The organism is Spirochaeta thermophila DSM 6192, assembly GCF_000147075.1.
Lineage (GTDB): Bacteria > Spirochaetota > Spirochaetia > Winmispirales > Winmispiraceae > Winmispira > Winmispira thermophila_A.
Genome location: NC_014484.1, coordinates 859,050 through 882,743, shown reverse-complemented (window position 1 = coordinate 882,743; position 23,694 = coordinate 859,050). Strand labels below are relative to the sequence as shown.

25 protein-coding genes, 2 tRNA genes and 1 pseudogene are annotated in these 23,694 nt (G+C 59.7%); 21 read left to right on the top strand and 7 right to left on the bottom strand.

The window, feature by feature from the left end; translation table 11 throughout:
• The first annotated feature begins 136 nt into the window (after positions 1 to 136).
• The 3 genes from STHERM_RS03945 to rlmN are packed head-to-tail and all read left to right on the top strand — an operon-like array spanning position 137 to position 2,728.
• The gene (locus STHERM_RS03945; protein ID WP_237223353.1) at positions 137 to 514 is read left to right on the top strand and encodes a hypothetical protein; all 378 of its coding nucleotides are present in this window, start codon (positions 137 to 139) and stop codon (positions 512 to 514) included.
• Complete coding sequence (locus STHERM_RS03940) at positions 507 to 1,655, top strand: tetratricopeptide repeat protein (RefSeq protein ID WP_013313591.1); 1,149 nt, start codon at positions 507 to 509, stop codon at positions 1,653 to 1,655. The genes STHERM_RS03945 and STHERM_RS03940 overlap by 8 nt, the downstream gene beginning before the upstream one ends.
• A gap of 8 nt (positions 1,656 to 1,663) precedes the next feature.
• Positions 1,664 to 2,728 carry a 23S rRNA (adenine(2503)-C(2))-methyltransferase RlmN gene (gene rlmN, locus STHERM_RS03935; RefSeq protein ID WP_013313590.1) on the top strand — a complete coding sequence of 355 codons (1,065 nt, stop codon included), beginning with the start codon at positions 1,664 to 1,666 and terminating at the stop codon, positions 2,726 to 2,728.
• Here the strand turns inward: rlmN and STHERM_RS03930 are convergent.
• Positions 2,685 to 4,496 carry an alanine--tRNA ligase gene (locus STHERM_RS03930; RefSeq protein WP_013313589.1) on the bottom strand — a complete coding sequence of 604 codons (1,812 nt, stop codon included), beginning with the start codon at positions 4,494 to 4,496 and terminating at the stop codon, positions 2,685 to 2,687. The genes rlmN and STHERM_RS03930 overlap by 44 nt on opposite strands.
• 126 nt (positions 4,497 to 4,622) lie before the next feature.
• Between STHERM_RS03930 and STHERM_RS03925 the strand changes: the two genes are divergently transcribed.
• From STHERM_RS03925 to STHERM_RS11440, 6 genes are all read left to right on the top strand, one after another.
• Positions 4,623 to 4,695, top strand: a tRNA-Phe gene (locus STHERM_RS03925).
• A 92-nt stretch (positions 4,696 to 4,787) separates the two neighbouring features.
• Entirely contained in the window at positions 4,788 to 5,681 is an 894-nt protein-coding gene (locus STHERM_RS03920) for a CBS domain-containing protein (RefSeq protein WP_013313588.1), read from the top strand.
• The gene (locus STHERM_RS03915; RefSeq protein WP_237223351.1) at positions 5,678 to 6,964 is read left to right on the top strand and encodes an SLC13 family permease; all 1,287 of its coding nucleotides are present in this window, start codon (positions 5,678 to 5,680) and stop codon (positions 6,962 to 6,964) included. The genes STHERM_RS03920 and STHERM_RS03915 overlap by 4 nt, the downstream gene beginning before the upstream one ends.
• A 39-nt stretch (positions 6,965 to 7,003) precedes the next feature.
• Positions 7,004 to 7,474, top strand: a complete 471-nt coding sequence (locus STHERM_RS03910) for a COG2426 family protein (protein ID WP_013313586.1) — start codon at positions 7,004 to 7,006, stop codon at positions 7,472 to 7,474.
• Positions 7,475 to 7,481: 7 nt separating this feature from the next.
• Complete coding sequence (locus STHERM_RS03905; protein WP_013313585.1) at positions 7,482 to 9,479, top strand: ATP-dependent helicase; 1,998 nt, start codon at positions 7,482 to 7,484, stop codon at positions 9,477 to 9,479.
• A 9-nt stretch (positions 9,480 to 9,488) separates the two neighbouring features.
• A complete protein-coding gene (locus tag STHERM_RS11440) occupies positions 9,489 to 10,187 on the top strand; it encodes an NUDIX domain-containing protein (RefSeq protein WP_013313584.1) in 699 nt (232 codons plus the stop codon).
• Here the strand turns inward: STHERM_RS11440 and STHERM_RS03895 are convergent.
• Together STHERM_RS03895 and STHERM_RS03890 are read right to left on the bottom strand one after the other, a co-directional pair.
• Positions 10,169 to 10,254, bottom strand: a tRNA-Leu gene (locus tag STHERM_RS03895). The genes STHERM_RS11440 and STHERM_RS03895 overlap by 19 nt on opposite strands.
• 66 nt (positions 10,255 to 10,320) lie before the next feature.
• Positions 10,321 to 11,547: pseudogene (locus STHERM_RS03890) on the bottom strand (IS256 family transposase).
• A 117-nt stretch (positions 11,548 to 11,664) separates the two neighbouring features.
• Here STHERM_RS03890 and STHERM_RS03885 point away from each other — a divergent pair.
• A complete protein-coding gene (locus tag STHERM_RS03885) occupies positions 11,665 to 12,468 on the top strand; it encodes a TatD family hydrolase (RefSeq protein ID WP_013313581.1) in 804 nt (267 codons plus the stop codon).
• 66 nt (positions 12,469 to 12,534) lie between these two features.
• On the opposite strand, the gene STHERM_RS03880 is transcribed toward STHERM_RS03885, so the two are convergent.
• The 3 genes from STHERM_RS03880 to STHERM_RS03870 form a co-directional block, all read right to left on the bottom strand.
• Positions 12,535 to 13,239: a flagellar filament outer layer protein FlaA gene (locus tag STHERM_RS03880; protein ID WP_013313580.1), complete on the bottom strand. Its 705-nt coding sequence runs from the start codon at positions 13,237 to 13,239 to the stop codon at positions 12,535 to 12,537.
• Positions 13,240 to 13,248: 9 nt separating this feature from the next.
• Positions 13,249 to 14,022, bottom strand: a complete 774-nt coding sequence (locus tag STHERM_RS03875; protein ID WP_041623226.1) for a flagellar filament outer layer protein FlaA — start codon at positions 14,020 to 14,022, stop codon at positions 13,249 to 13,251.
• 98 nt (positions 14,023 to 14,120) lie between these two features.
• On the bottom strand, positions 14,121 to 14,927 hold the full coding sequence (locus STHERM_RS03870) for a hypothetical protein (protein ID WP_013313578.1): 807 nt from the start codon (positions 14,925 to 14,927) through the stop codon (positions 14,121 to 14,123).
• Positions 14,928 to 14,976: 49 nt separating this feature from the next.
• Here STHERM_RS03870 and STHERM_RS03865 point away from each other — a divergent pair, with 49 nt between their 5' ends.
• Entirely contained in the window at positions 14,977 to 15,969 is a 993-nt protein-coding gene (locus STHERM_RS03865; protein ID WP_013313577.1) for a class II fructose-bisphosphate aldolase, read from the top strand.
• 97 nt (positions 15,970 to 16,066) lie between these two features.
• On the opposite strand, the gene STHERM_RS03860 is transcribed toward STHERM_RS03865, so the two are convergent.
• A complete protein-coding gene (locus STHERM_RS03860; RefSeq protein ID WP_237223349.1) occupies positions 16,067 to 16,747 on the bottom strand; it encodes a hypothetical protein in 681 nt (226 codons plus the stop codon).
• Positions 16,748 to 16,795: 48 nt separating this feature from the next.
• Between STHERM_RS03860 and metX the strand changes: the two genes are divergently transcribed.
• From metX to STHERM_RS03810, 10 genes are all read left to right on the top strand, one after another.
• Positions 16,796 to 17,974, top strand: a complete 1,179-nt coding sequence (gene metX, locus STHERM_RS03855; RefSeq protein WP_013313575.1) for a homoserine O-acetyltransferase MetX — start codon at positions 16,796 to 16,798, stop codon at positions 17,972 to 17,974.
• On the top strand, positions 17,971 to 18,600 hold the full coding sequence (gene metW / locus STHERM_RS03850) for a methionine biosynthesis protein MetW (RefSeq protein ID WP_013313574.1): 630 nt from the start codon (positions 17,971 to 17,973) through the stop codon (positions 18,598 to 18,600). The genes metX and metW overlap by 4 nt, the downstream gene beginning before the upstream one ends.
• An 89-nt stretch (positions 18,601 to 18,689) precedes the next feature.
• The gene (gene infC, locus STHERM_RS03845) at positions 18,690 to 19,208 is read left to right on the top strand and encodes a translation initiation factor IF-3 (RefSeq protein ID WP_013313573.1); all 519 of its coding nucleotides are present in this window, start codon (positions 18,690 to 18,692) and stop codon (positions 19,206 to 19,208) included.
• Positions 19,209 to 19,221: 13 nt separating this feature from the next.
• Positions 19,222 to 19,419 (top strand): 50S ribosomal protein L35, encoded by a 198-nt coding sequence (gene rpmI / locus STHERM_RS03840; RefSeq protein ID WP_013313572.1) that lies wholly within the window; start codon positions 19,222 to 19,224, stop codon positions 19,417 to 19,419.
• Positions 19,420 to 19,447: 28 nt separating this feature from the next.
• Positions 19,448 to 19,807, top strand: a complete 360-nt coding sequence (gene rplT / locus STHERM_RS03835) for a 50S ribosomal protein L20 (RefSeq protein WP_013313571.1) — start codon at positions 19,448 to 19,450, stop codon at positions 19,805 to 19,807.
• Positions 19,808 to 20,203 (top strand): cell division protein ZapB, encoded by a 396-nt coding sequence (locus STHERM_RS03830; protein ID WP_013313570.1) that lies wholly within the window; start codon positions 19,808 to 19,810, stop codon positions 20,201 to 20,203. It begins immediately after the preceding gene.
• A gap of 8 nt (positions 20,204 to 20,211) precedes the next feature.
• The gene (locus tag STHERM_RS03825) at positions 20,212 to 20,496 is read left to right on the top strand and encodes a cell division protein ZapA (RefSeq protein WP_013313569.1); all 285 of its coding nucleotides are present in this window, start codon (positions 20,212 to 20,214) and stop codon (positions 20,494 to 20,496) included.
• A 59-nt stretch (positions 20,497 to 20,555) separates the two neighbouring features.
• Positions 20,556 to 21,380 (top strand): PilZ domain-containing protein, encoded by an 825-nt coding sequence (locus tag STHERM_RS03820; RefSeq protein WP_013313568.1) that lies wholly within the window; start codon positions 20,556 to 20,558, stop codon positions 21,378 to 21,380.
• Between the two features lie 30 nt (positions 21,381 to 21,410).
• Complete coding sequence (locus tag STHERM_RS03815; protein WP_013313567.1) at positions 21,411 to 22,535, top strand: tetratricopeptide repeat protein; 1,125 nt, start codon at positions 21,411 to 21,413, stop codon at positions 22,533 to 22,535.
• A 200-nt stretch (positions 22,536 to 22,735) separates the two neighbouring features.
• The gene (locus STHERM_RS03810; protein ID WP_013313566.1) at positions 22,736 to 23,593 is read left to right on the top strand and encodes a flagellin; all 858 of its coding nucleotides are present in this window, start codon (positions 22,736 to 22,738) and stop codon (positions 23,591 to 23,593) included.
• Positions 23,594 to 23,694: the final 101 nt, after the last annotated feature.

The window sequence follows — 23,694 nt, the reverse complement described above, 5'->3', positions numbered from 1 at the left end:
GCATTTTCCTGTTCCCTTTACTATGTTTTACTTAACAATCAACACGCCGTGCCGATCTTGAATAAATGATACTTTTGGAGATTTTAGAGGTTTTGTAGAAATTGGTTGAAAAACATCCACGCATATGGTAAAGTCGGTGGAAAAGGACAGAGACCCAAGAAAAAAAGACGATGAGCTTCTTGCGCACATACCTCCTGGAGGATTCTTCAGGCTTACCGAGCGGCCTTCAGCTCCCTCTCTCAGCCAGTCCGACAGGGTACAGCTCATCAGAAAGGGCAACGAACTCCTCAACCGGGGAGAGGTCGATATGGCGAGGAAGATCTTCCTCACCTGCGACTACAAGGACGGTCTTGTGAGGGTGGGCGACTGGTATATGAAGCACGACAAACCGATCGACGCCATGAAACTATACTATCTCAGCGGCAACAAGAGGAAGATCGAATCGATCACGCAGAAGATCGCGGGAATCATACGACACTGGCTACACGAAGAGGGGAACGTGCGTCATGAATGAGGAGATCAGGGAACACCGACCATCCTATGAGGAGGACTTCCCCATGGGAAAGGACCTCATCCAGGAGGTGGACGAAAAGATCCTCCAGCTCTCGCAAGAAGGCTACGCCCTCCTCAAGCAGGACAGACCCGAAGAGGCCATCATCCGCTTCGAGAAGATCCTTGAGCTCGACAGACACAACAACTACGCCCTCGTGGGCCTGGGAGACGCCTACAGGAAGAAGGGCGAGCACGACCGCGCCGTCTCCTACTACAGGGAGTGCCTGCGTTACTACCCCGGCAACAACTACGCCCTCTTCGGCCTGGCCGACTGCTACAAGGCCCAGGAACGCTATCGCGAGGCCATCGAGATATGGGAGAAATACCTCAAGTACGACGAGACCAACGTCACGGTCCTCACCCGGGTGGCCGACGCCTATCGCAAGACAGGAAACTTCAAACGATCCAAGGAACTCTATCTCAAGGTGCTCGAACTCGACGAGGGCAACCCCTACGCCCTCATCGGACTCGGCCACCTGCACTACGACTTCAAGGACTACCGAACCGCGATCAGCTACTGGGAGGCCATACTCGAGAGGGACAGGGACCGTGTCGACATCAGAGTGCTCACGGCAATAGGGAACTGTCACAGAAAGCTCAAACAGTACGAGAGAGGCATCCCCTACTTCCTCAAGGCTCTCGAGAAGGATCCCCACAACTTCTACGCCCTCTTCGGCCTGGCCGACTGCTACCGAGGGGTGGGCGATCACCGCAGGTCCCTCCAGTATTGGGAGCGTATCCTCGAGAAGGACCCCCACAACAAGGTCATCCTCACCCGCACCGGTGACGCCTACCGTCACCTCGGGGATCTCGCGCGGGCCGAGGAGTACTACCACCAGGCCCTCAACATAGAATTCGACAGCTACGCCATCCTCGGCCTCGCCATGGTGCACAAGGCGAGGAAGGAATACCGCGAAGCAGCGGAATCCCTCAACACCATACTCCGGCTCGATCCCGAGAACCCCAAGATCTACATAGAACTCGCCGACTGCTACCTCCATCTCAATCAGAAGGAGGAGGCGAGATCCGTGCTCAAGGAGTTCTTCAGGAGGGGGTTCAAGAACACCCACATCCAGCACCTCCTCGACAGACTCGAGACCTGAACAGCGCCATGAGAACCAGGGAACGATTCTCCCTTTCAGGCCTGCTTCCGGAAGATATCTCCGAACTCCTCACCGCGGAACCACGCTACCGATCCCTCCAGATCTTCGAGTGGATCCATGCGAAACGGATCTCCTCCTTCACCGGCATGACGACCCTCCCCTCCCGCCTGAGGGAGGAGCTCTCCTCTTCATACCACGTACGAGGCGCCTCGCTCCACGCACTCCTGCAGGATCCCGGAGACGAGACCATCAAGGCCCAGGTACGCCTGCAGGATGGGCAGATCGTGGAGGCCGTGGTGCTCACCGACGGGAAGGGACGGAAGACCGCCTGCCTCTCCACCCAGGCGGGGTGCGCCATGGGGTGCGCCTTCTGCAACACCGGTCAACTCGGATTCTCCAGGAACCTCACCCCCGGAGAGATCGTGGATCAATGGCTCATCCTCCAGGACACGGCCGGTCCCCTCTCGCACATCGTCTTCATGGGCATGGGGGAACCGCTCCTCAACCTCGCGAACCTCAGGAAGGCCATCTCGATACTCTCCCATGAGCGGGGTTCCCGCCTCAGCCTCAGGAGGATCACGGTCTCCACCTGCGGTATCGTCCCGGGCATCCTCAGCCTGGCGGAAGAGGGGCCGCACGTCCGCCTCGCCTTTTCACTCACGAGCGCCCGGCCCGAGGTGAGGAAACAGCTCATGCCCGTCGAAGCACGCCACCCTCTCGACCATGTGAAGGAGGCGCTCCTCAGATACCAGGCGGCGACAGGCAAACGCATCACCCTCGAGGTGGTGGCCATAGAGGGCCTCACCTGTACCCCCGAGGAGAGCAGGGCCATCGCAGGATTCGCCGAAGGCCTCAGGGTGCTCGTGAACGTGATCCCCTGGAACCCCGTGCCCGGCCTCCCCTACCGTCCTCCCTCTCCCGCAGCCCTCTCCTCCTTCGTCTCCTCCCTCACGAAAAAGGCCCTCACGGTCACCGTCAGGTACCGCAAGGGCCAACACATCCATGGCGCATGTGGACAGCTCGGCGTCGTCACTCCTCGGAAGACCCATCGGGAGGCAGGAGCACGGCCCTGATCCTCCGCACACCCGCCGAGGAAGACTGCTCCTTCACGATCTTGAACCTCCCGAGTACCCCGGTACGCTCCACATGCGGCCCGCCGCACACCTCTTTCGAGAAATCTCCCACCGAGTACACCTTCACCTTCTCGTCGTACCGGTCGGTAAAGAAGGCGATCGCCCCCTTCTCCTTGGCTTCCTCCAGGGTCATCACTTCCATGGTGACAGGGAGATCCTCTTTGATCTTCTGGTTAACGATCTCCTCCACCTTCCGTATCTGCTCGGGCGTGAGCTTCTCGGGATGCGAGAAATCGAACCTCAAGCGCTCGGGCGTGATGTTGCTCCCCTTCTGCTGGACGTGGGGGCCGAGTACGATCCGCAACGCCTGATGGAGCAGGTGGGTGGCGGTGTGGAGCTTGGTCGTCTCCTCGGTGTGATCGGCGAGCCCTCCCTTGAACACCCGGTCGGCGCCTTGCTTGGAGCGTTCCCTATGGCGCTCGAATTCCTCGTCGAACCCCGCTCTATCCACGGTGAGCCCATGCTCCCGTGCGAGCTCTTCGGTCACCTCGATGGGAAACCCGTAGGTGTCGTAGAGCCTGAAGGCGATCCGCCCTGGAATCACCTTTTTGGGATTCTTGAGCAGGTTGGGAAGCATCTTCTCGAACTCGTGCTCGCCCTTCTGGAGCGTCTTGAGAAACTTATCCTCCTCCCCCCGGAGTTCTTCGAGAACGAAATCGCGCTTTTCCGCGAGGAGAGGATAGTACTCCTTGTACATGTCCAACACGACCTGGGCGGGCAGGTGGACGAAATTGCCCTCGACTCCGAGCTTCCTCGCATGCCGGATCGCCCTCCGGATGAGACGCCGGAGCACATACCCCTGCCCCACGTTGGAGGGAGTGACCCCCCGTTCGTCTCCCAGGATGAAGGTCGCCGCCTTGATATGATCAGAGATGATCCTTATCGAGACATCCTTCTCGGGATCCTTCCCATACACCGCCCCCGTGGACTCCTCGATCGCCCGTATGATGGGCACGAAGAACTCGGTATCGTAGACCGACTGCTTTCCCTGGAGGATCGCCGTGGTACGCTCAAGCCCCATTCCGGTGTCCACACACCGGCGGTCGAGCCGTTCGTAGGAGCCGTCGGCCTTCTTGTTGTACTCCATGAAGACATCGTTCCAGATCTCGAAGTACTTTCCGCACGAGCAGCCCGGCTTACAGTCCGGCCCGCATGGAGGCTTGCCGGTATCGATGAACATCTCGGTGTCAGGCCCGCACGGCCCCGTCTTCCCCGCAGGCCCCCACCAGTTGTGCTCCCTCGACATGAAGTGGATGCGTCCGTCGGGAATCCCGAGGCTCCTCCAGATCTCCGCAGACTCCTCATCGCGGGGTACCATCTCATCCCCTGCAAAGACGGTCACAGAGAGTTTTTCCGGATCGATCCCGAGCCACCGGGGGGAGGTGAGAAACTCGTAGCTCATCCTTATGGCCTCTTCCTTGAAGTAGTCCCCCAGCGACCAGTTTCCCAACATCTCGAAGAACGTGAGATGGCTCGCATCACCTACCGAGTCGATATCACCGGTGCGGATGCACCGCTGGTAGTCGACCAGCCGCTTGCCTGCCGGATGTTCCGCTCCGAGGATGTAGGGCACGAGTGGGTGCATCCCCGCCGTGGTGAACAACACCGTCGGATCGTTCTCCGGGATGAGGGAGAACCCGGAGATCTCTGCATGACCGTGTTCCTTGAAGAACCGGATATACTTCTCGCGCAGCTCTTTTCCTGTCATGGTGGTAAGATAGTAATAAAACCACCATGAGGTGTCAACATGAATACCACCGGAAGGAGGATGCCCGCCACCTCTTACACTTGACACGTCATCGATCTTCTGGTATATAATCCTCAACGTAACGATGCCGCTGTAGCTCAGTTGGTAGAGCAGGGGACTGAAAATCCCCGTGTCCGCAGTTCGATTCTGCGCGGCGGCAGATCGGCCGAAAGGCCGGTTTTTTTTGTGCCTCGAAGCGGTACCGTGGCCTCTCCTCTTGGCAAAGTGAGGTCTCTCGCCTATAGTGAGCGCATGAAACTCTCGAGCTACCTCCACCCGGAGTACATCAAACTCAAGGCCCGTATCTCCTCGTTCGAAGAGGGGGTGAAACTCCTCCTGGGGCTCATTCGTGGCCTCGTGAACCAGGACGAGGAGGCCCTCTTCTCCCGTGTCCAGGAGAGGGAGGCGCAGGCACCCACGGTCCTCGATCACGGGCTCTGTGTTCCCCACCTCAGGCTCGACGACTTCGACGACCACGTCATCGCCATAGCGGTGCCAGAGAGGCCCTTTACCTATGCGGGAAAAGAGGTGAGGATGCTCGTGCTCATCATCTCATCGAAGGCCCAGCCCTCCACCTACCTCAATACCCTCAAGGGATTCGGCCTGCTCTTCAAGGATCCCGCGATTCGAGAATCCCTCCTTTCTGCGAAAACCCCCGAGCAGTTCCTCCGCATCGTGGCGGCTCACGACGTGGAGATAAAGAAGGGCCTCCTCGTCAGGGATATCATGAACCCTTCCATCATCTCCGTCTCTCCCGAGGATACGATAAAGGATGTGGTGGATCTTTTCGTGAAGCACCACACGAGCTACCTTCCGGTGATCAATGCCTCCGGGCGTTTCGTGGGTGAGATCCGGATGTTCGACGTCCTCCATATAGGACTTCCCCAATACACCACCATGCTGGGGAACCTGAGTTTCCTCTCCTCGTTCGAACCCTTCGAGGAACTCCTCAAGAACGAGGACCGCATCCTGGTGAAAGAGGTGATGAAACAACCTCACCCCGTGTGCACACCGCAGACCACGGTGATAGAGCTCTCCTTCGAGATGACCCGGACCCAGCGTCGTCACGTTGCGGTGGTGGAAGGGGAGACGCTCGTAGGCGTGGTGAGCTTCATGGACATTCTCGAGAAGGTGCTGAGGGTATGAGCATGGGATGGCAGATCTACGGCGCACTCATCCTCTTCGTGGTCATCTATGTACTCATCTCTCTTGAGAAGATCAACAAGACCATCCTCGCCCTCCTGGGGGGATCGCTCTTCCTCGTGCTCAAGTTCCTCACCCAGGAGGTGGCGTTCCTCGAACACATCGACTGGAACGTGATCCTCCTCCTGGTGAGCATGATGATCATCGTGGGGATCACCAAGGAATCGGGGCTCTTCCAGTACGTGGCCCTCAAGACCGCAAAGCTCACGCGGGGGAATCCCGTCCTCATCCTCATACTCTTCGCCCTCATCACGGCCGGGTTCTCGGCCCTCCTCGACAACGTGACCACCGTGCTCATCCTCACGCCCATCACCATCCTCATCGCGGTGGAGCTGGGTATCTCGCCGATCCCCTTCGTGATAAGCGACGCCCTCGCCTCGAACATCGGCGGCACCGCCACCCTCATAGGCGATCCGCCCAACATCATGATCGGGAGCGCCGCGGGGCTCTCGTTCATGGACTTCCTCGTGAACCTCACCCCCTTCATCCTCTTCTTCCTCGGGGTGTACGCCCTCCTCGCCTGGTGGCTCTTCGGGAGGGATCTCAAGGTGAGCAACGAGCGCAGGGCCCGCCTCATGGAGATCGACGAGCGCAAGGCCATCACCAACCCCCGGCTCCTCAACCGCTCGCTCCTCGTCCTCGGACTCGTGATGGTGGGGTTCTTCCTCCACGGCGCCCTGGGACTGGAGCCCGCCACCATCGCCATGGCCGGGGCCTCGCTCCTCATGCTCCTCTCCGGTGAGCACGAGGTGGAGAAGTTCTTCCACGAGGTCGAGTGGGGTACCATCTTCTTCTTCATCGGGCTGTTCATCATGGTAGGCGGTCTCGTCGAGGTGGGGGCCATCGAACGGCTCTCCCAGGCGGTGCTCTCACTCACCGGCGGGAACATCCGCTCCACCTCCCTCCTCCTCCTCTGGGTTTCGGGCCTCTTCTCGGCCATCGTGGACAACATCCCCTATGTGGCAACCATGATCCCCCTCATCGAGCACATGGGAGAGACCCTCGGCCACCCCGCCATCCAGCCGCTCTGGTGGTCCCTCGCCCTGGGGGCGTGCCTCGGCGGGAACGGCACCCTCGTGGGGGCCTCGGCGAACGTGGTCTCGGCCGGCATCGCGGGGAGGTCGGGCTACCGGATCTCGTTCCTCGAGTTCACGAAGTACGGGGCCCTCGTCACCGGGGTATCCCTCCTCTTCTCCACCCTCTACATCATCCTCCGCTACTTCTAGGGCCATGCGGAGCGCAGCAATCGTCCACAGGGAGCACCCATGACGAGAACCCTCCTCATCACCGCACTCCTCACCCTCGCCCCGATATCTGAGCTCAGGGGGGCCCTCCCCTTCGCGGTGGCCCAGGGCGTGTCCCCCATCCTCGCCTACCTCTACTGTGTGGCCCTCAACAGCCTCGTGGCGCCCCTCCTCTACCTCTTCCTCAACACCATCCACAGGGCCCTCCTCGGCATCCCGTTCTACCGCCGCATCGCCGAGCGCCTCCTCGAGCGGGCCAGGAGAAAGGTGCACGATCAGGTGGAACGCTACGGGATGTGGGGGCTCATGGTCTTCGTGGCCGTCCCCCTCCCCGTCACCGGAGCCTACACCGGGACCCTGGGGGCTTGGATCCTCGGCCTCCCACTCAGGAAGACGGCCCTGGCCGTGGTGCTCGGTGTGGCGATCGCCGGTCTCATCGTCCTTATCGTGACGCTCACGGGGATAGAGGCACTCAAGTTCATCGTGAAGTGAGGCACCTATGAGGATCGACTACCGCGCAGAGCTCAACCCAGCCCAGTACGAGGCAGTCACCACGATCGACGGACCACTGCTCATCATCGCAGGTGCGGGATCGGGCAAGACCCGCGTCATCACCTACCGCATCGCCTACATGCTCGACTCCCACATCCCCCAGAAGGCCATCCTCGCCCTCACCTTCACCAACAAGGCCGCCCGGGAGATGTGGGAGCGGGTCCGCACCCTCACGGGCAAGAAGCTCACCAACCTCACGGTGGGCACCTTCCACAGCTTCGGGGCCCAGATCCTGCGCGAACACATCCACCTGCTGGGATACCGTCCCACCTTCAGCATCTACGACACCCAGGACCAGAAGGCCCTCATCAAGCAGTGCATCCAGGAGGTGGGACTCAACCCCGACCTCGCGAACATCTCCGCCATCCGCACCCTCATCAGCGCCATAAAGACGGGAAGGGCCGGGTGGAATGCCGAGAACGAGGTCTATCGGCCTGTGTACGAGGAATACCACGCCCACCTCCGAGCCTACCATGCGGTGGACTTCGACGACCTCATCGTCCTCCCCATAGGGCTCTTCGAGACCCACCCCGAGGTCCTCGCCTCCTACAGGGAGCGCTTCCGCTACATCCTCATCGACGAGTTCCAGGACACCTCCATCCTTCAGTATCGCTTCATCAAGCTCCTCGCCGAGGAGCACCGCAACCTATGCGTGGTGGGAGACGACGACCAGTCCATCTACTCATGGCGAGGCGCCAACTACGAGAACTTCGCCCTCTTTGAGCGGGACTTCCCCGAGCGGAAAGAGGTGAAACTCGAGCAGAACTATCGTTCCGTACAAACCATCCTCGAGGCCGCCAATCAGCTCATCTCACACAACACCAACAGGAAGGAGAAGCGCCTCTGGAGCGGGAGGCCGGGCAAGACATCCATCTACCTCACCTTCCCCTCGAACGAGCGGGAGGAGGCGGAGTACATCGCGGAGACCATCCGCACCGTGGTCCTCAAGGAAGGCATCCCCTATCACGAGATAGGGGTCCTCGTGCGCACCAACAGCCTCATGGCCCCCATAGAGGACGCCTTCCTCAGGCACAACATCCCCTACAAGCTCTCGGGCGGTACGAGCTTCTTCGAACGTAAAGAGATAAAGGACATCATCGCCTACCTGCGGGTCATCCTCAACCCGGACGACGACGTGAGCCTCCTGCGCATCATCAACACCCCGCGGAGGGGGATAGGCCGTCAGACCCTCCATATACTCGGCGAGTATGCCACGGAGCACGAGCTCTCGATCTACTCCGCCCTCACCTCGCTCCTCTACGCGCAAGGCCTTCCCCCCCAGGTGGCACGCACCTTCGACGAGTTCGTCTCACTCATCGAGGAATTCGGGGAACGGATCACCGGTCGCACCTCCATCGCAGAGACCGTTCGGGACCTCGTGGACAGGATCGACTACTTCGAGTACCTCATGCAGGAACACCGCGACAACGAGAAGGTGGCGCGGTACCGGTACCAGAACCTCATGCTCTTCTCCGACCTCATCGAACGCTGGGAGAACGATCCCGACAACCTCAACCCCAACCTCGGCGCCTACCTCACCCGCATCAGCCTCATCACGAAGGACGAACTCGACGAGGAGGACACGAAGGGAAAGGTGAACCTCATGACCATCCACGCCGCCAAGGGGCTCGAGTTCGCCCACGTCTTCCTCGCAGGAGTGGAAGAGGGGATCATCCCTCACGCCCGGGCACTCGAGGACTCCGAGACGAACATAGAGGAGGAGCGCAGGCTCTTCTACGTCGCCATCACCCGGGCGAGGGAGGCCCTGTACCTCACCTCCTGCAGACAACGACGCGTGATGAGGGAGGACCAGGAGCAGACTCCTTCCCCATTCCTCGAGGAGCTCCCCGATCATCTCATCGAGACCGAGGCGCCTCCCTCCGATCTCACGGAAGAGGATGTGGAAGACATCTTCGCCCGCATGAAGTCGAGATTCGGCTCCTAGGAGGCGGATATGAGGGACGCAGGACATCCGGAGAGCCCCTCAGCACCCGTGTTCGGGGGGAAAGGCCTCGTATGGGAGGGCGAGACGGAGGGCAAGTCGCTCTGGGGGGAAACGCGACCCGGGACCTTCAGCGTCCACGTACTCCCGTGGCATGGAGGCCCCGGCGTAGCCGAGCCCGGAGACATACCGCCCACTCCGGAGGATACAGACCACCCCGCCCTCAGACTCTACCTCGCCGACCGGCTTCACATCCCCCCCACCTCCTTGTTCCCGGATCACACCGTGGTGACGGCCGCAGTCCTCGTGGCCACCGAGGGCCACATCCTCCTGGGCAAGAGGAAGCGCGGAACACACGCGGGCCTCTGGGAGTTTCCCGGTGGGAAATCGCTCCCCCAGGAGACCTCGAAGGAGGCCCTCTCCCGGGAACTCGAAGAGGAGCTCCACCTCCGTCTGCCGGACCACTTGTTCCGCTTCTTCTATGTGTATGAATACGTGCAGGAACGCCTTCTCCTCGTGAGCTACCTCGCCCCCCTCCTCCACCCTCCCGGACACCTCGAAGACCACCAGGAGATCACGATCGTACCTCCGGGAGACGCACGGGCGCTCCCTCTCCTTCCGGGCGACAACGAAATACTTTCGACACTCCTGTGGGCGATGGAACGGGGATGGTCGATCAGATGGAAGGACGATGCCGGAGGCCGGACTTGAACCGGCACGGCCCCGAAGGGCCAGGGGATTTTAAGTCCCCTGTGTCTACCAATTCCACCACTCCGGCATCTCGTGCTCATCACTATACCTACAGCCCGACGGTATCGTCAAGAAAGGAGCATCAGTGGCACTGTCAAGGAGGAGTGTTGAAATTGAGCTGGAGCTGATAAGGGGTGCGTCTCCCACACTGCGAGTGTATCTGCATGCCCACCACATAGAGGCCTACCACCTCATCCGCATGGGCTCGACTCATATACCCAGGATACCGTCGAAGAAATGTCCTCATGTGCCGAAAGAGGTTCTCCACAAGGGCGTTCGTCCTCACCTTCTCCTTCCACTCATAGGGTAACTCCAGATAGGAGAACAGTCGCTCCTTCCGCCACAGGAGTGCGGCACTCATCCGCGGCGCACGGGCTCCCCACTCCTTCCAGAACCCCTCAAGGGCCTTCTCCGCCTCCTCCTTCTCTCGTGCCGCCAAAAGCTTCCGGTAGGCGTCCCGAAATGCCCGCCGCCTCTCCTGTACGTGCCTCTTCTCCTTACCTCTCAGTTCATTGAGGAGCGTCCGCTCAAGGTGCCAGAGGCATACCTGCTTCTTCGCTTCAGGATACACCGTCTCCACGGCCTGCCAGATCCCCTCAGCCTCATCGGCCACCACCAGCTCCACCTCATGAAGCCCCCGCTCATAGAGCCTGGTAAGCAGTCGCTCGTAGCTCGCTCGGTCCTCCCGCTCCGCAACGACCCAGTCGAGGAGCTCATGAGACCCGTCCTCCTTCACCCCCACGGCACTCAGGATCACCAGCCCCTTCCTCCCTTTTCCCCTCAGCTTTCCCCACACCCCATCCAGCACGAGCGCCTTCACCCCACTAAGCGGCCGCCTCCGCCACCGCTCCTTCTCCTCACGAAGACGCTTTATGATCCGTAAGATCGTCTGCGGGTGGGCCTCGCCTATCCCTCACTCCCGTAACAGGATGGCATATCTCCGCGCGCTCATCCCTCCCACATACCCAAGGAGGAGCTGCTCGGTGAGGGCCACGAGCCTCTGCTCGGAGGTCACCAACTTCACCTCCTTCCCCCCGCCGGTGCGGATCCGGGGCACGCGTACCTCCTCGATCGGCCCCCATGGGGTCTGCACACTCTTCCACTTCCTGTAGCCGTACCGGTAGTACGGTGCCTCCCCGGCCTCCTCTCGTGCATATCGCGGTCGCCCTACTGCCTCCTCTCTCAGTGCCTCAAGGAGGTGCTCCAGGTACGTCTTGTAGGTGTGGCGTACCTCCTCCCGGAGCTGGGCCTCTACTTGCTTCATGAGGCCAGAGAGGGTATACTGTGTCTCAGTCAGTGCGCGTGTCTTGCCGCGCTTCATGGGGTATCTCCTCCTTATCTAATAGGTGTTTGTGGTGGGAGATACCCCTTATCTTTTTTTCCCGCGTTTTTCAACACTCGATGTTACAGGCCCGCATCAGTCAAGAAAGGAGCATCAGTGGAGTACATAGACTCACACTTTCACCTCGACATCATGGAAGGCAAAGGCGTGGATGTGGCGACCCTCTGCCGCACCCTCCCCGAAGAAGGATGGCGGGGAGGAATCCATGTGTGCACCGATCCCCGCAGATGGAGGGAGGCCCTCCGCTATCCGGACCTCCATCCCCGGATCCGGCTCGCCGTGGGCGCCTACCCTTCGCTCTGCGAAGAGGACCACTCCCTCCTGGTGTCACACCTGAAGGAAGCCCTCTCCGACCCCGCATTCGTGGCCATAGGGGAGATCGGCCTCGACTTCTTCCGGTCCTACGGCACGAAGGAGGCCCAGATCGCCCTCTTCCGCACGCAACTCCTCCTCGCACGGGAGACCGGCCATCCGGTCATCCTCCACCTCCGTGAGGCCTTCCGCGAGGCCATCTCCCTCCTCGACGAGATGCCCCCTCCCCCGGGAGGGATCGCACACTGTTTCTCGGGAGGGCCCGAGGAGGCGGAGGCCCTCCTGGAGAGAGGCTTCTACATCTCCTTCGCAGGGACCCTCACCTATCCCAGGAACCACGATCTCAGGGATGCGGCCCGGGCCACACCGCTTTCGGCCATACTGGTGGAAACCGACTCACCCTACCTCGCCCCCCAGCCCGTTCGGGGGACGGTCAACCATCCCGGCACCATCCCCCACATCATCGAGGCCCTCGCCTCTCTCAAGGGCCTCTCCCCCGAGGAGACGGCCTCCCACATCATGTCCAACTACCAGCGGTTCCTCGATCGAGTCCCCCCTCCCTCCGAGCCGCCCACCCTTCACCATTGAGAAAGCAGCATCGAAAAAGGCCGCCATTCGGCGGCCTTCTAGGATTTCACGCGTGCGACAACCGGTTCACCAGTTGTCGGCCATATCGTCCTCGTCCCTCACCTCTATGGGGAAGAGGTCGGTGACGGCCCGGAGATCGTCGAAGTACACGTAGTAGCGTCCAAAGGCCTCCATCATGTCACACTCGATGATGAACCCTTTGATCCGTATCCCGGACTTCTGCCCGTAGTGGTAGTCCTGCTGCTTCAGGGTAGTAGGAAGCGGCACTGAGAGGCGTTTCCAGCCCGTGAAGTTGAGCTTGCCCATGGTGAGGATCGCCTCGTTCCCAAAGGCGTCCTCTATCCACACCTTGAGGGTGTGGTTGAAGTTACGACCCACGACCCATACGGAGAGGGTCTTCACAATGCCTTCCACGATGATGGGCCTCGAAGGTTTCACCAGGATCTCCACCGGCCCCCGCCGGAAGAACGATGCCTTCACACCCAGTACGTACCGATCTTCTTCCTGGATACCGGCCTCCACCTCCGCCTGGATGGGCTCCTTGTCCTTCGGCCCTCCTTCGAACCGGCGGAACTCGACGAGGCCGTTGTCGAGCGGCATCCTCACCGTCCAGAAACCGGGGTTTTCAAACCGGTCCACCGAGACTTCCTGGAGCTTCTGCTGTGCCGTATCGGTGCCCAGTTTGGTGGGATCGATCTCATCCACGTTCTGAGCCATCACTGGGAAGAGGATCATGATAGACGTCGCTATGATACCTGCTATCCTTTTCATCGTTCACTCCTATTCTCTTCCTGGTGCCGGGGCATTGGCCCAGAGATCCTGTACCTGCTCCGGGTTGGCAAGGACGTCACCGTCGAATCCCGTCTCAAAGAGATCGGTGAGCACCTTGATCTGATCGATGTACACGTAGAAGTCGTCGACCTTCTCCTCCGGGGTGGTCCACAGGACCAGCTTCACCAGCGAGAGCTGTTTGAGTGAAGGAACGTACTGGACAGCCTGCTGAATAGCCCCGGGGAACTTCACCCTGAGGTTCTTCCACCCCTTGAACTTGATGGATCCGAAGTCCAGTACATGGATCCTCCCCATGTAGTCCTGGATGTGAGCCTCCAGGGTATAGTTGTGGTTCGAGCCCCACACCCACAGGTCCATCTCCTTCACCCTTCCGGGGAGCACGATCGGATCGGGGACATACTCGCCGTTCTCCTCCCTCACGGGAAAGAGCTCCACGTAGTTGTAGCCCTTGAGATCGAACTTCCCGTGGATGCCAAAGACCCTGAGGGTCTTGCCCTCGGGAGGACGTCGGAAGAGGGCCTCGGGATAGGATTCCACATATGCCCACTGAGGATAGGCAACGCTTCCCTGATCGGTTTCGATCACGGAGGCGTACTTGCTTCCCCTCGCGATCCAGATGTGCGAATTCGCCTCCTGTCCAGTGGGGTCGTCGAAGGTCTCGATGACTATCGCCTGGATGTTCTCCGTCACCTCATCGGCATACACCCCTCCCGCCCCGACGAGGAGGAGGATGCCTATACACAGGCTTATCCCTCGTTTCATTCTCGACTCCTTTTGCCAGCGCTCGTCTAATTGAATTATATGAGCATCAATTTTCTTTGTCAAATAGTTTTCGGTGAAAAAATTGGAAAGCACTCGTTTCATCCTCGCTCCACGATCATGAACTTCCACCGCAAGGGCGGAGAGGGCTCTCCTTTGCACCATGCCTCGAGCATCCCCATGAGGTCGGGATAGAGAACCCCTTCCACCTCACGTTCAGTATCGGCAGGGGCATCCTGTAATATTACCCACCGCACCTCCCCCTGAATGGAAGGCGGAAGGCTCTCGGCGAAGACCGGGTCGAGGATGCACACGAGCGAAGGACCCCCGTCCTGACCGACCCCGAGAAGGGTCCGGACTTCCTCCAGCGATGTCGCCTCGTCCGTGGGGATGAGGATCACCCCCAGTCCTCGCAGCACGGAAGGAAGGATCCCGTCCTCCTCCCTGTAGACCACGAGGATCCTCGGCCGCTCCGGTTTCTCTTGAATCTTCCTTATATATGCAGCAAGATCCTCATACGCCTCCCCCATGTCCGCATGGATCACCTCGATTCCCTCGGGGACCACCATGCTGCTCCAAGGGAACAACGACACGGTGGTCCACCCGCCCCCGGGAGGGGGCAGATCCGGTCCGAGGCGTCCGGAGACGAGGAGGAGCGGATCCACCAGCACGCGCGACCTCCGGGAGAGGGCCCCCGGATCCGCATCATCCTGGAACACCTCCACCTCGCACCCGGTACGCGCCTCCACTTCGTCGAGAGGAAGGGAGAGGGCGCGCTCCCAGAACATCACCCCCTCGGGCGAAAGGAGCAGGACAGGCCTCTCACCCGAGTCACACCCGAAGAGCAGAAGGGAGAGGGCGAGGATGGGTATCGGAGAGCAGAAGCCGATCTTATTGACAGCCCACATGTAAGTCCATAATATGGCACTACACACCCTCACGTAAAGGAGCAGAGAGATGATTTCCTACAAGGAACTCGGTCTGGTAAATACAAGGGAGCTCTTCAAGAAGGCGATGGAAGGCAAGTACGCCATACCTGCCTATAACTTCAACAACATGGAGCAGCTCCAGGCCATCATCCAGGCATGCGTGGAGACCCGCTCTCCCGTGATCCTCCAGGTCTCCAAGGGAGCGAGGGAGTATGCGAACCCCACCCTCCTCCGGCACATGGCCCGTGGCGCCGTGGAGTACGCGAGGGAACTCGGATACGAGATCCCCATCGTCCTCCACCTCGACCACGGTGACAGCTACGAGCTCTGCAAGTCCTGCGTGGACATGGGCTTCTCCTCGGTCATGATCGATGGATCCCATCTCCCCTATGAGGAGAACGTGGAACTCACCAGGAAGGTCGTGGAGTATGCTCACAAGTACGACGTCACGGTGGAGGGAGAACTCGGAGTGCTCGCCGGCATCGAGGAACACGTCTCCTCGGAGAAGACCATCTACACCGATCCCAACCAGGTCGAGGACTTCGTGAAGCGCACGGGCGTGGATTCCCTCGCCATCGCCATCGGGACCTCTCACGGGGCCGTCAAGTTCAAGCCCGAGCAGTGCACCCGGCTCCCGGATGGACGGCTCGTACCTCCCCCCCTCAGGTTTGACATCCTCGAGGAGATCGAACGGCGCCTGCCAGGCTTCCCCATCGTCCTCCACGGCTCCTCTTCGGTTCCTCCTCAGTACGTAGAGATGATCAACAAGTATGGCGGAAAACTGAAAGACGCGGTGGGGATCCCTGAGGATCAGCTCAGGAAGGCGGCCCGGTCCGCAGTGTGCAAGATCAACATCGACAGCGACGGCAGACTCGCCATGACGGCCATGATCAGAAAGGTGCTCCACGAGCAGCCCGAGGTCTTCGACCCCCGGAAGTACCTGGGTCCCGCCAGGGCGGAGCTCAAGGAACTCTACAAACACAAGATCATCAATGTGCTTGGATCGGAAGGAAAGGCATAACGCCCGGCGAGAGATCGGCACTCAGGATAAGGAGAGCCCGCCTTCCATGGGCGGGCTCTCCTTTTACGATGAGGGGCATCCCCTTTCAGGCATTCCCTCAGACGCTGCGAGCCTCCTCTTTCCCCCCTCCTACGCGACGTTCCACCCACGAGATGAGAGAGGGAAGGAAGACCCCGCTCACTGCCACCGCTCCTCCTACGAGGACCACTACCACAGGGGTCACCAGCGGAAAGTTGCTGTAGGAGAAGAACGGCACGAGGGCGGTGGCGAGCACCACGACCACCCCATGGATCCAGTACCCCCATATCCGCAACCTTTTCCCCGCCCTGCCCCACTCCGTATACATGCGTGGTGCCATGTACAGGAAGAGGGAAAAGAGAAGGGGATGATAGAAGAGGGTGTAGGCCCCCATCCATCGCACGTGGAGGAGCAGGTCGAGAACCTGAAAGGCCAGCAGGAACCCCCCCGAAAACCAAAGGAAGCGAGCATGACGCTCCAGCCCTTCACCCCAGCGGGATCCGAAGAGCTCCCCGGCGAGGAGGAGCGCCAGGAAGGGAAGTCCGAGACCGAGGACGCCCTCCCGTACGTAGAGCCAGAGCCCCTCGTATGCGGGCCCCGTCCCCTGCATGACGAGCACATAGAGCACTGCAAAGGGGACGGCCCACACGAGTCCTCTCAGGAACCGGTACAACCCCTCTTTACTCTCGGGAACGAGACCCAGTATAGTTATCAGAAAAATCAGGAATAGAGGCATGCTCACGAGGGCGAACAAAATCATGTGCCCATTAGAGCACATTTCACTCATTCCTGCAATGGAGCGAGGATCATGGGCAAGGAACGTCGCAGGTGGGACGATGGAAAGGGGATAGGGCTCGTCACCCCCCAGGATTTCACCTTCGGGAGACCGGGAGAGGGGCTCATCCTCGAGAGCGGAAAGTCGTTCGGACCGATCACCATCCGCTACGAGACCTACGGGGAGCTCAACCGCGATCGGAGCAACGCCGTCCTCATCCTCCACGCATTCTCCGGCGACGCCCATGTGGCGGGCTTCCACTCCCCCGACGACCCGTCCCCGGGATGGTGGGACACGATGGTGGGACCCGGCAAGGCCTTCGACACGAACCGATACTTCGTCATCTGCTCCAATGTCCTGGGAGGATGTCAGGGCTCCACAGGGCCCTCTTCGATCAACCCCGAAACGGGAAGCCCCTACGGCATGAGCTTCCCTGTGATCACCATCGGCGACATGGTGAACGCCCAGGTGAAACTCATCGAACACCTGGGAATCGAGCGCCTCCTCGCCGTTGCAGGGGGATCCATGGGAGGGATGCAGGCGCTCGAATGGGTCACGGCCCATCCCGAGCGGGTACGATCGGCGGTGATCCTCGCCTCCACCGCACGACTCACCGCCCAGGGGATCGCGTTCAATGCCGTGGGAAGGAACGCCATCATATCCGATCCCCGCTGGAACAACGGGGATTACTACGGAAAGGAGATCCCCGCCCGGGGCCTGGCGATCGCCCGAATGATAGGCCACATCACCTACCTCTCCGACGAGGCGATGAGGGATAAGTTCGGACGAAGGCTCCAGAACCGGGAGACCTATGGCTACGACTTCGAAGATCAGTTCAGCGTGGAAAGTTACCTCGAGTACCAGGGGGACAAGTTCGTCGAACGGTTCGACGCCAACACCTACATCTATCTCACCAAGGCCATGGACTACTTCGATCTCAGCGAGAAATACGGGAGTCTCGTCCAGGCCTTCTCACGGGTCATGGGGAAGATGCTCGTGGTCTCCTTCTCCTCGGACTGGCTCTATCCCCCCTACCAGTCGAAGGAAATCGTCTTCGCCCTCATGAAGGCGGGGAAAGACGTCTCCTACGTGAACATCGACTGTCCCTATGGACACGATGCATTCCTCATAGAGACCGAGCGGCAGACCCCGCTCATCGCATCCTTTCTCGAGACCGTGGCCAGGGAAACCACGGGAAGGAGGTCGTCATGAGGTCCATGCCCCCCTCGCCCACGGCGTATCAGAGCGAGAACTACATCTTCGATGTGATCGTGGATATGGTCGAACCGGGGTCTCGGGTGCTCGACCTGGGATGCGGGAACGGGGCGCTCCTCTCCCGCCTCATCAGGGAGCGGGGCGTGAAGGGGATGGGGGTGGACATCGAAGAGGCGATGGTCCTCCAGTGCATCCAGAAAGGGATCAGCGTCTTTCAAGGCGATCTCGACGAGGGGCTCAAGGACTACGAGACGGGAAGCTACGACTACGTGATCCTCAGCCACACCCTCCAGGTCGTGCACAGACCCAAACAGCTCCTCCAGGAGATGATCCGGGTGGGGAGGAGGGTGATCGTCAACTTCCCCAACTTCGGATACCTCGGGGTACGGCTCAAGCTCCTCTTCACCGGGAGGATGCCGGAGACCAGGGATCTGCCCTACAAATGGTACGATACTCCCAACATCCACCTCTGCACCCGTGCCGATTTCCTGGATCTCTGCAGGGAACTCGGGATTCCGATCCTCAAGGAGATCACGTTCAGGCGCGGCCGTATCCTCAAGGGCCCCCTACGGAACGTGAGGAGCACCGAGGCATGCTATCTCTTGAAAGGCCTCACAGGCTGATTCCTCCGGGTGGTTTGACTCTTTCCGGAAAGAATGATATAGTTTTCTCCACTCGAACAATCCGCAATGCATGAATGCGAGGAGGCTGATTGGCTGACAAGGATTTCAGGACGAACGAGGCGATCACCGCACGTGAGGTGCGTCTCATCGACGAGAACGGCGAGCAGCTCGGAGTGGTGCCCACCCAGGAGGCCCTCCGACGAGCCAGAGAGAAGGGACTTGATCTTGTGGAGGTCGCCCCTCAGGCGAAACCTCCGGTCTGCAAAATCCTCGATTACGGCAAATACAAATTCGAGCAGGAAAAGAAGCTCAAGGAGACCAAGAAGAAGCAGAAACAGAACAAGCTGAAAGAAGTGAGGATGCAGCCCAAGATCGATTCCCACGATCTTGAGTTCAAGACGCGCCACATACGCGAGTTCCTCGAAGAGGGGAACAAGGTGAAGGTTACCATCCGTTTCAGAGGAAGAGAACTCGCGCACACCGAGATCGGCAGAGGTGTCCTCGAGAAGATTCTCGAGTTGCTCGAGGACGGCTATACAGTGGAGAAGACACCGAGCATGGAGGGACGCTTCATGTCCATGGTGCTCGCTCCGAAATCAAAGAAGTAGAGGGGAGTCCTGTATGCCGAAGATGAAGACCCGTAAGAGCGCCGCGAAGCGGTTTTCCATCACCGCACGTGGGAAGGTGAAGTACAAGAAACAGAACCTCCGTCACATACTCACGAAAAAGGCCCAGAAGCGTAAACGCCACCTGAGGAAACCGGGGCATCTTCCCAAGATGGAGGAGAAGCGGGTGAAACGACTTCTCCCCTACGGTTGACCACACCACACCATGAGAGGAGAGAACCATGCCGAGAGCGATAGACGGTACACGACGAAAGGACAGGAGAAAGAAGATCCTCAAACTCGCGAAGGGGTTCTGGGGAAGACGGAAGTCCAATTTCAGGACGGCCAAGGATGCGGTGGCGAAGGCCCTCGTCTACTCCTACCGCGACCGGAAGTATCGCAAACGTGAATTCCGGAAGCTCTGGATCGCTCGTATCTCCGCCGCATGCAGGGAGGAAGGGATGACCTACTCCCGCTTCATCGAAGGGCTCAGAAAGAGCAATATCGCCATCAACAGAAAGGTCCTTTCGAATATGGCGATCGAGGATCCCCAGGCCTTCAAGGAGCTCGTCGCCACTGCGAAAAAGGCCCTGGAGGTATAGATGGTGAACGTGGAGCAGATCAGGGCCCTGGAGGAGGGGGTTCAGAAGCTCGTCAAGAGGGTGAGAGAACTGAAAGAGGAGAACACCCTCCTCAAGGAGAAGCTCGCAGGCTACACGGAACGGATCGAAGAGCTGGAGCAGCTCATCCATCAGTACCGTGAGGATCAGAAGGAGATCGAGGAAGGGATCCTCTCCGCGCTCAAGCACCTCGACGCCCTTGAAGACGAGTTTCTCTCCTCCGAGAAGGCACCTGCCGCTCCACCAGACACCGGAGAACCCCTCTCCCCGCAGGAAGCATCTTCCGATGGAGAGGAGGATGAACCCGTCTCCTCCGAGGAAGAGGGAGAGGAGGATGAGTCCTCCCCTCCCCCTCCTCCGGAACTCGACATCTTCTGAGTCGAGAGATGGAACACCCCTTCGAGATCAATATCCTGGGAACCCGATTCGCGATAAGGACCGATCAGTCCCCCCAACACATGGAGCGGGTGCTCTCGACGTACACGCGAAAGGTCGATGACATCATGAAGAAAACGGGCGTGCAGGACCCTCTCAAGATCGCGATCCTTGCGGGACTCGTCCTCGCCGACGACCTGCTTCACGAGCAGACGGACCGCACCTCTCCCCATGGGGATGAACTCGAACGTCTCACCTCCCGGCTCCTCCTCCAGATCAACGAAGCCCTCGAATAGGGTGGTTCCCCCCTGTTGTTGACAAACAGAGATGAAATGCCCCATAGTTGCTACTAGGTATGGCCATCGTCACCAGCCAGCAGATCACTCGATACTACAACCAGTTCAAGCATATCGAGGTCACCTTCACCAAGGGTATCAACGCCGCCATAGGACTCGTACCCACCCAGACGTACGTGAAGTGCCTCGATGAACAGTGGCCATGCATCATCTATTCCTCCTCCATGGAAGGGGCGAAGATCATCCTCAACAACAAGCTCAACTTCATGGACAAACTGAAGGAGGCGAAGAATCTCGTGAGCCTCCGTTTCTGTTTCCAGCAGCGGGACAAGCACCAACCGCTCTCCTTCTTCGTCTCGGCAAAGGTGGCGGGAATCACGCCCTACGGGAAACAGGATGCCTCGGTGAGCTTTCTCACCCTTTCCTATACACACAGGCCTCCCGACGACCTCATAGAGATCCTGGGAACCCTCCTCGAAGCCAACATCAACGCCAAGAACAGGAAGGAGGAGCGCATCCTCCTCAACGAGGAGATGCAACGCCGACTCAAACTCCGCGAACGGAACACCCTCGTCTACATCCAGATGGTCCCCCGCAGGTGCCTCCTCAGGGACCTCTCGTTCTCAGGGGCAAAGGTGATCATGATGGGGGTGGCGAAGTTCCTCCTCAAGAAAGAAGTGAGACTCAGGCTGGAGTTCGAAGACCCCCAGGAGGCCTTCGAGATTCCCGGTCGCATCATCCGCTATGAGCCGGTGGAGGGACGGAAAGACATCGGAGCGTACGGAATCCATTTCGACGAGGACAAGGTACCCCACGGCTACAAGATCCGTCTCAACGAGGCCCTCAAGTACCTCTCCCGACAGAGCACGGACACCCCTCAGTGAGCACCCATTCCTGAGCCCCAAGGAGAAACCATGCAGGAGCAGAAACACGATCCCCTACGACATATCGTCTTCATATCCCTCCCCGAAGATCTCGACTTCTCCATAGAGGATTTCACCATCGACCCTCGCATCCCCCTTCCCGTGGAACCCCCCCCGGGAAAGGATGCCTTTTCCCTGGAGGAGCTCTCCTGGGAGATGATCCTCTCCGGCATACTCAAGGTGCTCGCCTACGAACCGGGGGATCCACATGCCGCATACTATCGCCGCTTCGCGAAGGCGGTCCGCCCTTCTCTCACGGAAGAGCTTTCCGAGACAGGGGTCTTCAAGGCGAAGCAGGGGGACTACGACCTCGCCGAGGAGATATTCCTCGCATTGATCGGACTCGAGCCTGAGAACCCCGGGCACCTCCTGAACCTCGCCGTGGTCTACGAGGAGCGGGCGAAGAACTACGAAAAACTGGGACAGGAAGAACGGGCCGAAGAATACCGAAAGAACGCTGCCTTCACCTACAACCGACTCTTCCTCATGGAAGAAGGGCTTCCCCCCACCGCGTATCTCAACGCCGGGTTCTTCTACGCTGAACAGCACGACTATGCCACCGCCCTCACCTACCTCAAACGGTTCCTCGACCATCCCGAAGCGTCCCCCTCCAGGAAGGGAAAAGTACGGGCACTAGTCGAGGAGATCGAGAAGCACCACCTCTACGACGAACTCTTCCAGCAGGCGTACGAGGCCATCAAAGGAGGCAGGGAGGAAGAGGGGATCGATCTCATCCGCCAGTTCCTGGAGGTCTACCCAGAGGTCTGGAATGCCTGGTTCCTTCTGGGCTGGGCGCTCAGAAGGAAGGAACGCTACGGGGAGGCCCTCGAGGCCTTCAGCCGGGCGGAGTCCCTCCATCCCGGTGATGCCGATACGCTCAACGAACTCGCCATATGTCTCATCGAAGAAGGGAGGATCGAAGAGGCGGAGGAGGCCCTCAACCGAGCCCTCCGTAAAGCCCCGGAGAACACGAAGATCATCTCCAACCTCGCTATCGTGGCCCTCAAACAACACCGGGTGGAGGAGGCGAGAAGGCTCTTCCAGGTGGTCCTCGAGTTCGCTCCCGACGACCCTCTCGCACTTCAGTACCTGAAGATGCTCGAAGACGAGGTGTGACCCTCGGATTGCACGAAAAAACAGCGCCCCCCTAAAAGTTATACCCCTCCTCGTCGATAAGAGAGTGAGGCTTCTGCCATGGAGGAAGGTCAAAGGCAGGGGCTCTCCTATTCGTAGTGTCGGTATGCCGGCGTGCCGACATGAGCGAAAATTTTCCGGGCATGGACGCCCGGACCACTACACCATTCATGGAGGAAGGTATGATTATCAACCACAACCTCAGCGCCATGTTCGCTCAGAGGCAACACGGGATCGTCGATCTCGACCTGAGCAAGAACATGGAGAAACTCTCCTCCGGCCTCAGGATCACCCGTGCGGCCGACGATGCAGCGGGACTCGCCATCTCCGAGAAGATGCGTTCCCAGATACGAGGCCTCAAGCAGGCATCCCGGAACGCCCAGGACGGCATCTCCTTCATCCAGACTGCCGAAGGATTCCTCCAGAACACGCAGGACATCCTCCAGCGTCTGAGGGAACTCGCGGTCCAGGCGGCCAACGGGATCTACAGCGAAGAGGACAGGATGCAGATCCAGGTGGAGGTCTCCCAGCTCGTGGACGAGATCGACAGGATCGCATCCCACGCCCAGTTCAACGGGATGAACCTGCTCACTGGCCGCTTCGCTCGGGAGGAAGGGGAGAATGTGGTCACGGCCAGCATCTGGTTCCACATCGGCGCCAACATGGATCAGAGGGAACGGGTGTACATCGGTACCATGACCGCGGCGGCTCTCCAGATGAAGAACGCCGACAACACCCCGATCTCTCTCGCCGATCCCGAGAGCGCCAACCGCGCCATCGGCGTCATCGATCTCGCCCTCAAGAAGGTGAACAAGCAGCGGGCGGATCTCGGTGCCTACCAGACGAGGCTCGAACATGCGATGAAGGGACTCGACATCGGTGCCGAAAATCTCCAGGCCGCCGAATCGCGCATCCGGGACCTCAACATGGCAGCCGAAATGGTGGATTACACCAAGAACCAGATCCTGCTCCAGGCCTCCACCGCCATGCTCGCGCAGGCCAACACCAAGACACAATCGGTGTTGCAACTTTTCGGATGATGGAGTAAAATTGTAGTAGCTCTTTGAAAAGTCCACCCTCCAGGGGATGTCTCTTCAAGGGGGCCCGGGATCCCACCCGGGCACTCCTTCACGTATATAAC

Coding starts and splice junctions, on each gene's coding strand:
- STHERM_RS11440 (WP_013313584.1), top strand. CDS start 9,489: ATGAGGGACGCAGGACATCCGGAGAGCCCCTCAGCACCCGTGTTCGGG.
- STHERM_RS03915 (WP_237223351.1), top strand. CDS start 5,678: ATGAGCATGGGATGGCAGATCTACGGCGCACTCATCCTCTTCGTGGTC.
- STHERM_RS03870 (WP_013313578.1), bottom strand. CDS start 14,927: ATGTGGGCTGTCAATAAGATCGGCTTCTGCTCTCCGATACCCATCCTC.
- STHERM_RS03930 (WP_013313589.1), bottom strand. CDS start 4,496: ATGACAGGAAAAGAGCTGCGCGAGAAGTATATCCGGTTCTTCAAGGAA.
- STHERM_RS03830 (WP_013313570.1), top strand. CDS start 19,808: ATGGTGAACGTGGAGCAGATCAGGGCCCTGGAGGAGGGGGTTCAGAAG.
- STHERM_RS03875 (WP_041623226.1), bottom strand. CDS start 14,022: ATGAAACGAGGGATAAGCCTGTGTATAGGCATCCTCCTCCTCGTCGGG.
- STHERM_RS03815 (WP_013313567.1), top strand. CDS start 21,411: ATGCAGGAGCAGAAACACGATCCCCTACGACATATCGTCTTCATATCC.
- STHERM_RS03940 (WP_013313591.1), top strand. CDS start 507: ATGAATGAGGAGATCAGGGAACACCGACCATCCTATGAGGAGGACTTC.
- STHERM_RS03910 (WP_013313586.1), top strand. CDS start 7,004: ATGACGAGAACCCTCCTCATCACCGCACTCCTCACCCTCGCCCCGATA.
- STHERM_RS03920 (WP_013313588.1), top strand. CDS start 4,788: ATGAAACTCTCGAGCTACCTCCACCCGGAGTACATCAAACTCAAGGCC.
- metX (WP_013313575.1), top strand. CDS start 16,796: ATGGGCAAGGAACGTCGCAGGTGGGACGATGGAAAGGGGATAGGGCTC.
- STHERM_RS03865 (WP_013313577.1), top strand. CDS start 14,977: ATGATTTCCTACAAGGAACTCGGTCTGGTAAATACAAGGGAGCTCTTC.
- STHERM_RS03880 (WP_013313580.1), bottom strand. CDS start 13,239: ATGAAAAGGATAGCAGGTATCATAGCGACGTCTATCATGATCCTCTTC.
- rlmN (WP_013313590.1), top strand. CDS start 1,664: ATGAGAACCAGGGAACGATTCTCCCTTTCAGGCCTGCTTCCGGAAGAT.
- STHERM_RS03905 (WP_013313585.1), top strand. CDS start 7,482: ATGAGGATCGACTACCGCGCAGAGCTCAACCCAGCCCAGTACGAGGCA.
- rpmI (WP_013313572.1), top strand. CDS start 19,222: ATGCCGAAGATGAAGACCCGTAAGAGCGCCGCGAAGCGGTTTTCCATC.
- STHERM_RS03820 (WP_013313568.1), top strand. CDS start 20,556: ATGGCCATCGTCACCAGCCAGCAGATCACTCGATACTACAACCAGTTC.
- rplT (WP_013313571.1), top strand. CDS start 19,448: ATGCCGAGAGCGATAGACGGTACACGACGAAAGGACAGGAGAAAGAAG.
- STHERM_RS03860 (WP_237223349.1), bottom strand. CDS start 16,747: ATGATTTTGTTCGCCCTCGTGAGCATGCCTCTATTCCTGATTTTTCTG.
- metW (WP_013313574.1), top strand. CDS start 17,971: ATGAGGTCCATGCCCCCCTCGCCCACGGCGTATCAGAGCGAGAACTAC.
- STHERM_RS03825 (WP_013313569.1), top strand. CDS start 20,212: ATGGAACACCCCTTCGAGATCAATATCCTGGGAACCCGATTCGCGATA.
- STHERM_RS03810 (WP_013313566.1), top strand. CDS start 22,736: ATGATTATCAACCACAACCTCAGCGCCATGTTCGCTCAGAGGCAACAC.